Source organism: Bacillus sp. AK128 (assembly GCF_053903075.1).
Window position 1 is genome coordinate 1,051,612 of the sequence record NZ_CP096379.1, and the last position, 13,279, is coordinate 1,064,890.

General features: G+C 37.9%; 9 protein-coding genes and 2 tRNA genes. 10 read left to right on the forward strand and 1 reads right to left on the reverse strand.

Annotated elements, in window-relative coordinates; all coding sequences use genetic code 11:
* The first annotated feature begins 60 nt into the window (after window positions 1–60).
* The 8 genes from M1D60_RS04980 to yihA all read left to right on the forward strand — a co-directional run bounded on the left by M1D60_RS04980 (window position 61) and on the right by yihA (window position 9,876).
* A tRNA-Gly gene (locus tag M1D60_RS04980) sits at window positions 61–134 on the forward strand.
* Window positions 135–156: 22 nt separating this feature from the next.
* Window positions 157–233: transfer RNA gene (locus M1D60_RS04985), tRNA-Arg, on the forward strand.
* A gap of 210 nt (window positions 234–443) precedes the next feature.
* Window positions 444–1,451 carry a tetratricopeptide repeat protein gene (locus tag M1D60_RS04990; protein WP_456278082.1) on the forward strand — a complete coding sequence of 336 codons (1,008 nt, stop codon included), beginning with the start codon at window positions 444–446 and terminating at the stop codon, window positions 1,449–1,451.
* Window positions 1,452–1,649: 198 nt separating this feature from the next.
* Window positions 1,650–2,936, forward strand: a complete 1,287-nt coding sequence (tig, locus tag M1D60_RS04995) for a trigger factor (RefSeq protein ID WP_456278083.1) — start codon at window positions 1,650–1,652, stop codon at window positions 2,934–2,936.
* A 565-nt stretch (window positions 2,937–3,501) separates the two neighbouring features.
* A complete protein-coding gene (gene clpX / locus M1D60_RS05000; protein WP_456278084.1) occupies window positions 3,502–4,770 on the forward strand; it encodes an ATP-dependent protease ATP-binding subunit ClpX in 1,269 nt (422 codons plus the stop codon).
* A 224-nt stretch (window positions 4,771–4,994) separates the two neighbouring features.
* A complete protein-coding gene (gene lonB, locus M1D60_RS05005) occupies window positions 4,995–6,677 on the forward strand; it encodes an ATP-dependent protease LonB (RefSeq protein ID WP_456278085.1) in 1,683 nt (560 codons plus the stop codon).
* Window positions 6,678–6,973: 296 nt separating this feature from the next.
* Window positions 6,974–9,274 carry an endopeptidase La gene (gene lon, locus M1D60_RS05010; protein ID WP_456279352.1) on the forward strand — a complete coding sequence of 767 codons (2,301 nt, stop codon included), beginning with the start codon at window positions 6,974–6,976 and terminating at the stop codon, window positions 9,272–9,274.
* A gap of 2 nt (window positions 9,275–9,276) precedes the next feature.
* Window positions 9,277–9,876: a ribosome biogenesis GTP-binding protein YihA/YsxC gene (gene yihA, locus M1D60_RS05015; RefSeq protein ID WP_456278086.1), complete on the forward strand. Its 600-nt coding sequence runs from the start codon at window positions 9,277–9,279 to the stop codon at window positions 9,874–9,876.
* Between the two features lie 429 nt (window positions 9,877–10,305).
* On the opposite strand, the gene M1D60_RS05020 is transcribed toward yihA, so the two are convergent.
* Complete coding sequence (locus M1D60_RS05020) at window positions 10,306–10,791, reverse strand: LiaI-LiaF-like domain-containing protein (protein ID WP_456278087.1); 486 nt, start codon at window positions 10,789–10,791, stop codon at window positions 10,306–10,308.
* A 237-nt stretch (window positions 10,792–11,028) separates the two neighbouring features.
* Between M1D60_RS05020 and hemA the strand changes: the two genes are divergently transcribed.
* Window positions 11,029–12,393, forward strand: coding sequence for a glutamyl-tRNA reductase (gene hemA, locus M1D60_RS05025; RefSeq protein ID WP_456278088.1), 1,365 nt, complete (start codon window positions 11,029–11,031; stop codon window positions 12,391–12,393).
* Window positions 12,394–12,421: 28 nt separating this feature from the next.
* Complete coding sequence (locus tag M1D60_RS05030; RefSeq protein ID WP_456278089.1) at window positions 12,422–13,240, forward strand: cytochrome C assembly family protein; 819 nt, start codon at window positions 12,422–12,424, stop codon at window positions 13,238–13,240.
* Window positions 13,241–13,279: the final 39 nt, after the last annotated feature.

A 13,279-nucleotide genomic window follows, 5' to 3' on the forward strand; every position in this document is an offset into this window, starting at 1 on the left:
TGACTTCTATTCTAAATCTATATATAATAAAAAATGTCGCTGATGACGAAAACGTCAAATGCGGGTGTAGTTTAATGGTAAAACCTCAGCCTTCCAAGCTGATGTCGTGAGTTCGATTCTCATCACCCGCTCCAATAATTTTATACTAAACATTATGTCCCAGTAGCTCAGCTGGATAGAGCAACGCCCTTCTAAGGCGTCGGTCGGGAGTTCGAATCTCTCCTGGGACGCCATTACATAATGTCATTAAAAACCTTTTCCGAAACATGAAAAGGTTTATTTTTATTTTAACAGAAAAATCACCTAACTTTCTATGCTAAATAAGAAAACTCATTTCATATATTAAACTTGAGCCAACACTTGTTTTGCCCAATGGATGTTGTTAAACTGAAGATGGCTAAGGCTGCAATGGTGATTATTTAGCATAAATTGAAGGAGACTATATGACAAAGCGGGATAAAGATAGTAACCTTGTACCGTTTCCGAACTTAAAACAGCGTTTATTAGATAAAGGAATGGAAGCTTTACAGAAAAAACAATATCAAGAAGCACTCTCTTTACTTCAACAAACTTTAGACATCGACCATGAGTTAGAGGAAGTACAGCTTGCGATGGTTGTCTGCTTATTTGAGCTTGGTCATTTAGAGGAAGCGCATGAGAAGTGTCAGATGATGCTTAAACAGGATATTGGAGATTATTATGAAGTGCTACAAATATATTTAACCATTCTTGTACAGCTTGGTAAGTATAAGGAAGTAGAATCCACAATTGAGGCTGTATTGCAGGAAGGAAAAATTCCTCCTCAAACAGTTGAAAACTTTTATAGATTATTAGATTTTAGTCGTAAGATGACTGTCAATCATGAGGTGGAACCTGCTGAGCCAGAGGTCAATGTGGAGCTTTTATTAGAGGAACTTACTATTAGTGAACAGTGGAATATTATTCAGGCACTCCGAAGTGAAAGTTATGGGATTTCTTTTTCCTATCCAGTATTGGATCAAGTTCTCCTAGATGAAACAAAACATCCATTAATTAAGACAGCGATCCTTCATATGTTTATGGAAAAGGAAATTGGTCGAAGCTTAGAAGTAGAGAAATTTGGAAGAATCATGACATTCCAGACAAATAGCCTACAAGAGATTACGTCACATCCATTTACAACCCTTGTATTAAGAGTGTTAGATGATACACTAGGTAACGAAAATCCTACTCTCTTTGAAGTGGTAAAGGAAATGTGGTATCGACATATGTATGTGCTCTTTCCCTTTTTACCTCAGCCTGAGGAAGAGATGGTTTGGGCCGCTGGAATTCATAAGGTAGGTTATGAGCTACATGGGATAGAAATAGATCTTGAAGAAGTAGCAGATCTTTATGAAATTACGGCTGATGATCTTGAAAAAGCAAGCAGCCAGATAAAGCAAATAGAAGAAATTTCATTTTTACCCATATAATAATAGTAAGTTTTTTCGGTCATAAAGGTTCCATTATTGAAAGCATGTTATTCTATGGTATAATGGAATGGTTGTAATCAGATACTGCTTTGCCATTACATATTAGAGGTATACGAAAAACACATAGTTACTACACTAGGACAAGTTTCACATATCCTCAGGTGGCTTAGAGAAATAGATGATGGAGGGAAAGTATAAATGTCAGTTAAATGGGAAAAATTAGAAGGTAACGAAGGAGTTTTAACAGTTGAGGTTGATGCGGAGACTGTTAATAAAGGTTTAGACGCAGCTTTTAAAAAGGTTGTAACAAAGGTAAATGTTCCTGGCTTCCGTAAAGGGAAAATTCCTCGTGGTATGTTTGAAAGTCGTTTTGGTGTGGAGTCATTATATCAAGATGCTTTAGACATTTTATTACCAGATGCTTATGAAAATGCTGTGAAAGAAGCTGGAATTGATCCAGTAGATCGTCCTGAAATTGATATCGAACAAATCGAAAAGGGTCAAAATCTTATCTTCACTGCAAAGGTTACTGTAAAGCCAGAAGTTCAACTTGGTGACTACAAGGGCTTAGAAGTAGAAGCTGTTGATTCTAACGTTACAGATGAAGATGTAGAACAAGAGCTTAAGCAATTACAAGAGCGTCAAGCAGAGCTTGTTGTTAAAGAAGAAGGAACGGTTGAAGATGGTGATACAGCTGTTATTGACTTCGAAGGCTTTGTAGACGGTGTTGCTTTTGAAGGTGGAAAAGGTGAAAACTACTCATTAGCAATTGGTTCTGGATCGTTTATCCCAGGCTTTGAAGAGCAATTAATTGGTCTAGAAGCTGGCGGAGAAAAGGATGTAGAAGTTACATTCCCAGAAGAGTATCACTCTGAAGAATTAGCTGGTAAGCCTGCTACGTTTAAAGTTAAAGTTCATGAAATCAAAGCAAAAGAACTTCCTGCTTTAGACGATGAGTTTGCTAAAGATGTTGATGAAGAAGTTGAAACTTTAGAAGCTCTTAAAGCAAAAACAAAAGAACGTTTAGAAACTTCTAAAAAGCAAGAGGCTGAAAACACAGTAAGAAATGCTCTTGTAGATCAAGCAACTGCTAATGCAACAATTGATTTACCACAAGCTATGGTTAAAGCTGAGCAAGACCGTATGATCCGTGAGTTTGAGCAACGTCTTCAATCACAAGGTATGAACCTTGAGCTTTACTTCCAATTCTCTGGAACAGATGAAGCTGCATTACGTGAGCAAATGGCTGAAGATGCTGAGAGTCGTGTACGCATGAACTTAACGCTAGAAGCGATTGCAAAGGCTGAAGATATTCAAGTCTCTGAAGAAGAGTTAAATGAAGAACTTGAAAACATGGCAGCTATGTACCAAACAACAGCTGAAAATATCAAAAACATGCTTGGAAATGTAGATCTTCTTAAGGAAGATATAAAAATCCGTAAAGCAATTGATTTCTTAGTTGATAATAGCAAGGCTACTGCATAATATAGTAATAATAGGATAAAAAGGCGCGACTTAGTTCGTGCCTTGTTTTTACTCTTTGGTTATGTTAAGGTACAGTGTTGATTTTTAGCAGAGTTGATTGAAGTGAAAGGATACGAGACTCCTGCAAGGAAAAAGGAAAGAGCTTTTTCTCGGGAGAAGCGTGGTAAGGGAGACCCCACAGGCGGAAGCGCCGAGGAGGCTTAAAGGAACTTCTGCTAAGGTCGCTCACGTCCTGTGAGCAACGCAGAAGCCAGCACATCCTGTGCAAGTGCGGAAAGCGAGTGTCCTGGAACGGAAATCAACAACAAACTTTAACAGAGCCTACTCTTTAAATGGACTTTACAGCATACATAAGAAATACTGGTAAAAATGGTAAGTGCAAAAAGCACTAATAAAAAAAGCATTTTAGACAAATACATACTTAATAAAGGGTTATCATTACCTCTCCTATCCGCTAATATGTTAAAATGCAAATACATAATAAGAAGTTTGAAAAGTCTCAAAGTTCTTAAAAGAGATTAAATCTTTGAAAAGACATACAGTAGTAACGTAAGGGGTGAGATAGTTGTTTAAATTTAACGACGAAAAAGGCCAATTAAAATGTTCATTCTGTGGTAAAACACAGGATCAAGTTAGAAAGCTTGTTGCTGGACCTGGTGTTTATATATGTGATGAATGTATTGAGCTTTGTACGGAGATTGTGGAAGAAGAGCTAGGAACAGAAGAGGAAGTAGAATTTAAAGATGTTCCCAAGCCAATGGAAATCCGTGACATTCTTGACGAGTATGTAATCGGTCAAGAAAGTGCAAAAAAATCTCTAGCAGTAGCAGTTTATAATCATTATAAGCGTATTAATTCAAATAGTAAGATTGACGATGTGGAACTATCGAAAAGTAATATTGCAATGATTGGACCAACTGGTAGTGGTAAAACATTATTAGCTCAAACATTAGCAAGAATTTTAAATGTTCCTTTTGCTATTGCGGATGCAACGTCATTAACAGAGGCTGGTTATGTAGGTGAGGATGTTGAAAATATCCTACTAAAGCTAATCCAGGCTGCTGACTACGATGTAGAAAAGGCTGAAAAAGGAATTATCTATATTGATGAAATTGATAAGGTTGCTCGTAAGTCTGAAAACCCTTCAATCACTCGTGATGTATCAGGTGAAGGTGTTCAGCAAGCGCTATTAAAAATTCTTGAAGGTACGGTTGCAAGTGTACCTCCTCAGGGTGGAAGAAAGCATCCACATCAAGAATTCATTCAAATTGATACGACAAATATCCTATTTATTTGTGGTGGAGCATTTGATGGAATTGAACAAATTATCAAGCGTCGACTTGGTAAAAAGGTCATTGGATTCGGTGCTGGTACAATTAAGGAAGAAGGAGAAGAAGTGTCATTACTCTCCAAAGTACTTCCTGAAGACCTACTTAGATTCGGTTTAATCCCTGAATTTATTGGTCGTCTTCCAGTTATTGCAAATCTAGAGCCGCTAGATGAAGCAGCATTAGTGGAAATATTAACTAAGCCGAAGAATGCTCTTATTAAACAATATCAAAAGCTATTAGAGCTTGATGATGTTGAGTTAGACTTTGATGAGGCGGCATTGCTTGAGATTTCTAAAAAAGCAATCGAACGTAAAACAGGTGCACGTGGATTACGTTCAATCATAGAAGGAATCATGCTTGATGTCATGTATGACTTACCTTCACGTGAGGATATTGAAAAATGTGTCATCACGCTAGAAACGGTTAAAGGTGATAGTACACCTACGCTTGTTTTAAAAGACGGCACCGTGATATCAGGTCAAGATAAAAAAGATTCTGCATAATACAGAAACGGATAGAGGTTGATCCTCTATCCGTTTTTTTTTTGCTCTGTTAAAGAACCTCTTTGATTAATAGAGGTAACTTGGTTAAAACACAATGTGTAGTTTAGGTAATTCAACCTCCTATAATTCTTCATAAATGAATATACTATTTTTTGGTTTAGTTGAACTCATAGAGGGAGATACTAGTGTGTAACAGACAACATTGGATCTCAGGAGGGTAAAACATGAGTTGGACTGGTATAGCTTTATTTGTTCAATTATTTTTCGGAGTTATTATTGGATTGTATTTTTGGAATCTACTCAGAAATCAACGTACACAAAAGGTTTCGATTGATAGAGAGTCAAGAAAAGAAATGGAACAACTTAGAAAGTTAAGAGCAGTTTCGTTAACTGAACCGCTAGCGGAAAAGGTAAGACCCACTAGTTTTAATGATATTGTAGGACAAGAGGATGGTATACGTGCATTAAAGGCTGCGTTATGTGGTCCGAATCCTCAGCATGTAATTGTATACGGACCACCAGGTATCGGGAAAACTGCTGCTGCACGACTTGTATTAGAAGAGGCAAAACGAAATAACAAATCTCCATTTAAAAAGGATGCTGTCTTTGTTGAGCTGGATGCAACAACAGCTAGATTTGATGAAAGAGGGATTGCTGATCCACTAATTGGATCTGTTCATGATCCAATCTACCAAGGAGCTGGAGCAATGGGACAAGCGGGTATACCGCAGCCAAAGCAAGGGGCAGTGACACATGCTCATGGTGGAGTCTTATTTATCGATGAAATAGGCGAGCTTCATCCCATTCAGATGAATAAAATGTTAAAAGTGCTGGAAGATCGAAAGGTATTTTTAGAGAGTGCCTATTATAATGAAGAAAATACGCAAATTCCAACCCATATTCATGATATTTTTCAAAATGGTTTACCTGCTGATTTTCGTATGATTGGGGCAACAACTAGAACTCCCAATGAACTCCCACCAGCAATTCGCTCAAGATGTTTAGAGGTGTTTTTTAGAGAGCTTGAGCCTGAGGAGCTTGGTGCTGTTGCTAGAAAAGCGGCAGCGAAGATTAATATGGAAGTAACAGATGAAGGAATTAACATCTTATCCTCATATGCAAGAAACGGTCGTGAGGCAGTCAATATGATTCAGATTGCAGCCGGTCTTGCTATATCAGAAAATCGGGAGTTTTTAAAAACAGAAGATATAGAATGGGTGATCCATTCAAGTCAGCTGTCTCCACGACATGAGAAGAAAATCAATGCAGAGCCTAAAGTTGGTCTTGTGAATGGGCTCGCTGTGTACGGACCTAATACAGGTGCTTTGCTTGAAATTGAAGTAACCGTCATGCCTACAAAGGATAAAGGTTCGATTAATATTACAGGGATTGTTGAAGAGGAAAGTATTGGGGACCGTGGAAAATCTGTTCGTAGAAAGAGTATGGCAAAGGGATCTATTGAAAATGTGTTAACGGTATTACGTTCATTAGATGTACCAGCCTCTGACTACGATATACACGTGAATTTTCCAGGCGGTATTCCGGTTGATGGTCCGTCAGCCGGTATTGCGATGGCAACAGGAATCTATTCGGCTATTTATCAAATCCCGGTTGCTCACACGATCGCAATGACTGGAGAAATTAGTATTCATGGGTTTGTTAAGCCGATTGGGGGGGTATTTGCAAAAGTAAAGGCAGCTAAGCAAGCTGGAGCTGAAAAGGTAATTATCCCAAAAGATAATGTTCAATCTATTCTTAATGAGATTGATGGTATTGATATTATCCCTGTCTCACATCTATCTGAAGTGTTTGAAATGGTATTTGGTGAAAAATACTCTAGCAGTATAGTTCCAGAGGCAGTCCCTGCTTCCTCACCAATTATTGATCAAAAGACAGAATCGGTATGAGTAAAGTCTCCGATTTAGAATTCTAAATCGGAGTTTTTTATCATCATGATTGAAAAAAATACGTCTTTGCCTGACTTGGCTCTAGCCAAGTCTTTCTATTGATTGTGAGGTTATCATTTTGCCTAAGGGTGCTTTGGCCTTTTGTTCTGTAAATGACTCATAAAATAGGTAAGTAAAACACACCTTAATAGACAAAGGTAAAACAAATAAGATAGAATTGAACAAGACTCTAAAACCGTTATATAAAAGACGATTGTTACACGTGGAGGTGCAATAGAGTGGCAAAAAATAAAGAAATGATCGTCCCTCTCCTACCTTTAAGAGGATTGTTAGTATATCCGACAATGGTTCTTCATTTAGATGTAGGACGTGAAAAATCAGTACAAGCATTAGAAAGAGCAATGATTGATGAGCATCTCATATTCTTAGCAACCCAAAAGGATGCCGGAATTGATACCCCGGATGAGGATGATATTTATCAAGTGGGGACGTTATCTAAAGTAAAGCAAATGCTTAAACTTCCTAATGGTACGATTCGTGTACTCGTTGAAGGGTTAAGCAGAGGGGAAATTCATTCTCTAATCGATCAAGAAGAGTATTCGTCCGTCGAGGTCACAATCTTTGATGATCCAGCTACAAAGGATTTGGAAGAAGAAGCATTGATGCGATCTTTACTTGATTATTTTGAACAGTACATAAAATTATCTAAAAAGGTATCTGCGGAGACATATGCGACTATTTCAGATATTGAAGAGCCTGGACGCATGGCAGATTTAATTGCTTCTCATTTACCTCTGAAAATGAAGGATAAACAGGACATTTTAGAAACGTTTAATGTAAAAGAGCGATTAAACAAATTAATCAGTGTGATTAACAATGAAAAAGAAGTATTAAATCTGGAAAAGAAAATTGGCCAGCGAGTGAAGCGTTCGATGGAACGTACTCAAAAGGAATATTATTTACGTGAACAAATGAAAGCGATCCAAAAGGAGCTTGGTGACAAAGAGGGGAAAACAGGCGAGGTGTCAACGCTTAAAGAGAAGATTGAAGAAGCGGGCATGCCTGATTCAGTAAAGGAAACGGCATTGAAGGAATTAGATCGATTTGAGAAAATCCCAGCTAGTTCCGCAGAAAGTGCTGTAATCCGTAATTATATTGAATGGCTGGTTTCTCTACCTTGGACGAAAGCAACTGAAGACCAGTTAGACCTTAAACATTCAGAGGAAATCTTAAACCAAGATCATTATGGACTAGATAAAGTAAAAGAACGTGTTCTTGAATATTTATCTGTTCAAAAACTAACGCAATCATTAAAAGGTCCAATCCTTTGTTTAGTAGGACCTCCTGGAGTAGGTAAAACGTCGTTAGCAAAATCAGTGGCGAAATCCTTAAACCGAAATTTCGTACGTGTATCCTTAGGTGGTGTTCGTGATGAATCAGAGATTCGTGGTCATCGAAGAACATACGTAGGAGCCATGCCAGGAAGAATTATTCAAGGGATGAAAAAGGCAGGAACGATTAACCCTGTTTTCTTATTAGATGAAATTGATAAAATGTCTAGTGATTTTAGAGGTGACCCATCTGCCGCAATGCTTGAGGTATTAGACCCAGAGCAGAATCACAATTTTAGTGATCATTATATTGAAGAGACTTATGACTTATCTAAAGTTATGTTCATTGCTACAGCTAATAACTTATCCACTATTCCAGGTCCATTGTTAGATCGTATGGAAGTTATTACAATTGCAGGATATACAGAGCTTGAAAAGCTTCATATTGCAAAGGAGCATTTACTTCAGAAGCAAATGAAGGAGCATGGTTTATCTAAGAGTAATCTTCAGGTTCGTGATGACGCTCTCTTAAAGCTAATTCGAAAATACACGAGAGAAGCTGGTGTTCGTAATTTAGAAAGACAACTTGCGACCATCTGCAGGAAATCGGCAAGAATTATTGTCTCAGAGGAACAAGCAAAAATCGTGATGACAGAGAAAAAGCTAGAGGAATTCTTAGGGAAACCGAAATTCCGTTATGGTCAAGCTGAGTTTGAAGATCAGGTTGGTGTAGCGACTGGACTTGCGTATACGGCATTTGGTGGGGACATTTTATCAATTGAAGTTTCTGTTAATCCGGGTAAAGGCAAGCTGATCTTAACTGGTAAGCTTGGGGATGTCATGAAGGAGTCAGCTCAAGCAGCATTTAGCTATATTCGTTCGCGAGCAGAAGAGTTGAAAATTGATCCTGAATTTAATGATAAGAATGATATCCATATCCACGTGCCAGAAGGTGCTGTTCCAAAGGACGGGCCTTCAGCTGGAATCACAATGGCGACTGCTCTTGTGTCAGCCTTAACGGGAAGAGCGGTCAGACGTGAGGTTGGGATGACTGGGGAAATTACACTTCGGGGTCGTGTTCTCCCAATCGGTGGACTTAAAGAGAAATCATTAAGTGCGCACCGTGCCGGTTTAAAGACCATTATCATTCCAAAGGAAAACGAAAAGGACTTAGATGATATACCGGAGAGTGTTAAAGAGGATTTAAAATATATACTTGTGTCGCATTTAGACGAAGTGTTAAAGCATGCATTAGTAGGGGAGTAAACATGAAAGTTAATACTGCTGAGATCGTAATCAGTGCTGTAAAGCCTGAGCAATATCCAGATGATGGTTTACCACATATCGCATTAGCGGGAAGATCGAACGTGGGTAAATCTTCATTTATCAACAAGATGATTAATCGAAAAGCGTTGGCAAGAACCTCTTCGAAACCGGGGAAAACACAATTATTAAATTTTTATATTATTAACGAAATGCTGTACTTTGTAGACGTACCTGGATATGGGTATGCAAAGGTATCGAAATCAGAACGGGCAGCATGGGGAAAGATGATTGAAACCTATATCAAAAAGGGTCAGCACCTTAAGCTTGTCATACTGATCGTTGATTTGCGTCATGCCCCGTCCAATGATGATGTAATGATGTATGATTTTCTAAAGCATTACAATATCCCAACGATGGTAGTCGCAACAAAAGCAGATAAGATTCCGAAGGGAAAATGGCAGAAGCATTTAAAGGTAGTCAGAGAAACCTTAGATATGGTAAAGGGAGATCCACTTGTCCTATTCTCGTCAGATACCGGTCTAGGAAAAGATGAAGCGTGGTCAACGATTTTTCGATATATTGGAGAAACAACAGAGCAATAGTATGGCGCTTAACTAAAAAGCTAAGGGTACAAATCAGATTTTGATTTGTACCCTTTTTTTTGAATAATGTTATCTAAATATCTCATGAACGACGTTTCTGATGTAAATCTAGCAAGTTCGGTCGTTCATAAGCGTGATGAACGACGAAAATGATGTGATTTGAGTAAATTCGGTCGTTCATAAGCGTGATGAACGACATAAATGATGTGATTTAAGCAAGTCCGGTCGTTCATAAACGGTATGAACGACGTAATGGATGTGATTTGAGTAAGTTGGGTCTTTCATAAGCATGATGAACGACGTATCTGATGTAAATTGAGTAAGTTCGGTCGTTCACATCCGTATCAATAACAATATCTGTTTTAAAAAAAACTGCCAGCATGAATTTATATGAAAATCCATGCTGACAGTTCATTACTATTGTGTATATTATTTCTTCTTTATAAATAACAAATAGATCCCCGCAGCAATTAACGCAACTGGCCAATAGTCTTCTATGAAATGGACGATGTTTCCGAACCAGCCAAGCCAGCCGAGGACTTCATGATAAAATAAGGCAATGATGGATAATACTAATAGTAATAGACCGGGAATGATACCAGATTTGGTTTGCTGATATCTTAGTAAGAAAGCAATTCCCACAATTAAGGTAAACATGGCCCAATGGTCCGGCCAAACTGATAGGAGGCTTAATAAATGAAAATGGATTCCTATTCCTGTTAATATAAAACCTGGGATAATATTTTGGTAATCTCTTGAGGTGTAGGCTTGTGCAAGAAATGCAACACCGATAATGATTAGGAGTGTAGGCCAGGAATAAAATACCTGTAATGCTGGGAAGTGCAGCTGATCTAGCAGAAAGTATAGTCCAATCCCAATGAGGACAATACCTGGGAAAACACTTTGCTTTTTCATAAGATCTCCTTTCTAAGATTGATAGCTTGATTAACCTGTCTCTTTTTGATATTGTGTTTTTTGGAGCTATTTTATTTTTCTTTCTTAATAGGAATGGATATAAATACCTTTGTAACGTATGGCAATCATCTATCTTATATTATCATAGGATTTCATACTCTGTTCACAATTTTAAGCAGGATTCTTTAAAAGACATGTTATAATGAAAATACATTATTTATGGGGGTGAATATACAAATGCATATAATCGTAGTAGGTGTAAATTACAAAACTGCCCCTGTTGAGATTCGTGAGAAATTGACGTTTAATCCAACTGAGTTGCCTTTTGCGATGAAAAAGCTTAAAGCGCAAAAGAGCATACTTGAAAATATCATTGTATCAACCTGTAACCGTACGGAGATTTATGCAGTTGTAGACCAACTTCATACGGGACGTTACTATATTAAAGCATTTTTATCTGAATGGTTTGAAATAGATAAAGAGGAATTTAGTCCATTTTTACGTATCCATGAAGACGAGGCGGCAGTTGAGCATTTGTATAAAGTGTCAGCTGGATTACAGTCAATGGTCTTAGGTGAGACTCAAATTTTAGGTCAGGTTCGTTCTAGCTTCCTTCAAGCACAGGAAGAGCAAACGGTAGGGACGGTCTTTAACCATTTATTTAAGCAGGCAATCACATTGGCCAAGCGTGCCCATTCTGAAACGGAGATTGGTGCAAATGCTGTTTCTGTTAGCTATGCTGCTGTGGAGTTGGCTAAAAAGATTTTTGGTAGCTTAATGAATAAGCATGTTGTCATTCTAGGTGCTGGTAAGATGGGCGAACTTGCTGTTCAAAATCTACACGGAAATGGTGTTCAGAGGGTTACTGTGTTAAACCGTACATTAGAAAAAGCAGATACTCTAGCAGCCCGCTTTTCTGGAGTAGCACGACCGATGGATGAATTAGAAGCGGTCCTAACTGAAGCTGATATCGTAATTAGTTCCACTGGAGCGAAAGAGTACGTGATTACAGAAGCGATGATGAAAAAGGTGGAGAGAAAGCGAAAAGGCCGTCCGATTTTCATGGTCGATATTGCCGTTCCGCGTGATCTTGACCCAGGTCTAGCTAATGTGGAAAGTGTTTTCTTATATGATATTGATGACTTAGAAGGTATCGTTGAAGCAAATATGCAGGAGCGTCAGGCAGAAGCAGAGAAAATTGAACTAATGATTGAACAAGAAATTGTAGAGTTTAATCACTGGCTTCGTACGTTAGGTGTAGTTCCTGTGATCTCAGCTTTACGCCAAAAAGCTCTATCTGTTCAGGAAGAGACGATGCAAAGTATTGAAAGAAAATTACCAAACTTAACAGATCGAGAAAAGAAAGTATTAAATAAACATACAAAGAGTATTATTAATCAGCTTTTACGTGATCCGATTCTAAAGGCAAAAGAGATGGCTGGTGAACCGAACGCTGAGGAGTCATTAAAACTATTCATGAAGATTTTTGATATTGAACAGGATGTTGAGCATCAAAAGGCAACAGAGGCGCAAAGAGCAACTGTAAGCAAGGTAGAAAAGCAAAAGGTAAACTGGCAGGTTTCTACTGCTCAAGAAGTTTAAAAGCAAAAATAGATGAGGAATATGTGAAATGAGTTGGATTTATGATCTAACAGTACTAATATATGCGCTTAGTGTGCTTTTATATTTTATTGATTTTTTACACAACAACCGGAAGGCCAATCGTATAGCCTTCTGGTTGCTTTCTATTGTCTGGAGTTTGCAAACCTTTTTTCTAGTCATTCGTACGATTGACACTGGCCAAATTCCTTTATTTACGATTTTTGAAAGCTTATATTTCTACACTTGGGTTTTAATCACCCTCTCTTTGGTTATCAATAGACTTGTACGGGTTGATTTTATTGTTTTCTTTACAAATGTACTCGGATTTTTTATTATGTCTCTTCATACATTTGCACCAACACAGCATTCATCAACCATTTTGGCTGAGCAGCTCGTATCTGAACTACTCATCATACATATTACAATGGCTATTCTCTCTTATGGCGCCTTCTCGATTTCCTTTATATTTTCCATCCTTTATTTATTGCAATTTAACCTATTAAAGAAGAAAAGATGGGGCAAACGATTACTGCGGATTGGTGATTTATCTAAATTAGATCATATGTCCTATGTGTTGAACGTAATTGGTGTTCCCATGCTATTATTATCATTAATTCTTGGCGTCATTTGGGGTTACATAAAGCTCGATCCTTTCCATTGGTATGATGTGAAAGTAGTAGGATCATTCATTGTGCTTCTTACCTATAGTTATTATTTATATTTACGTGTAGGAAAGGTTATGGAAGGAAAAGGCGTAGCAACATGGAATGTAGCAGCGTTTCTTGTTCTTCTTATTAACTTCTTTTTATTCGGGAGCTTATCTCGTTTTCATATATGGTATTCATAGAACAACTATAAAGACTTGAACACACAGTGTTTCTAGGAG

Bases quoted from the DNA above. Each gene is read 5' to 3' on its own strand.
- lon (WP_456279352.1), top strand. From the start codon at position 6,974: ATGATCGTCCCTCTCCTACCTTTAAGAGGATTGTTAGTATATCCGACA.
- tig (WP_456278083.1), top strand. From the start codon at position 1,650: ATGTCAGTTAAATGGGAAAAATTAGAAGGTAACGAAGGAGTTTTAACA.
- M1D60_RS04990 (WP_456278082.1), top strand. From the start codon at position 444: ATGACAAAGCGGGATAAAGATAGTAACCTTGTACCGTTTCCGAACTTA.
- lonB (WP_456278085.1), top strand. From the start codon at position 4,995: ATGAGTTGGACTGGTATAGCTTTATTTGTTCAATTATTTTTCGGAGTT.
- M1D60_RS05020 (WP_456278087.1), bottom strand. From the start codon at position 10,791: ATGAAAAAGCAAAGTGTTTTCCCAGGTATTGTCCTCATTGGGATTGGA.
- M1D60_RS05030 (WP_456278089.1), top strand. From the start codon at position 12,422: ATGAGTTGGATTTATGATCTAACAGTACTAATATATGCGCTTAGTGTG.
- hemA (WP_456278088.1), top strand. From the start codon at position 11,029: ATGCATATAATCGTAGTAGGTGTAAATTACAAAACTGCCCCTGTTGAG.
- yihA (WP_456278086.1), top strand. From the start codon at position 9,277: ATGAAAGTTAATACTGCTGAGATCGTAATCAGTGCTGTAAAGCCTGAG.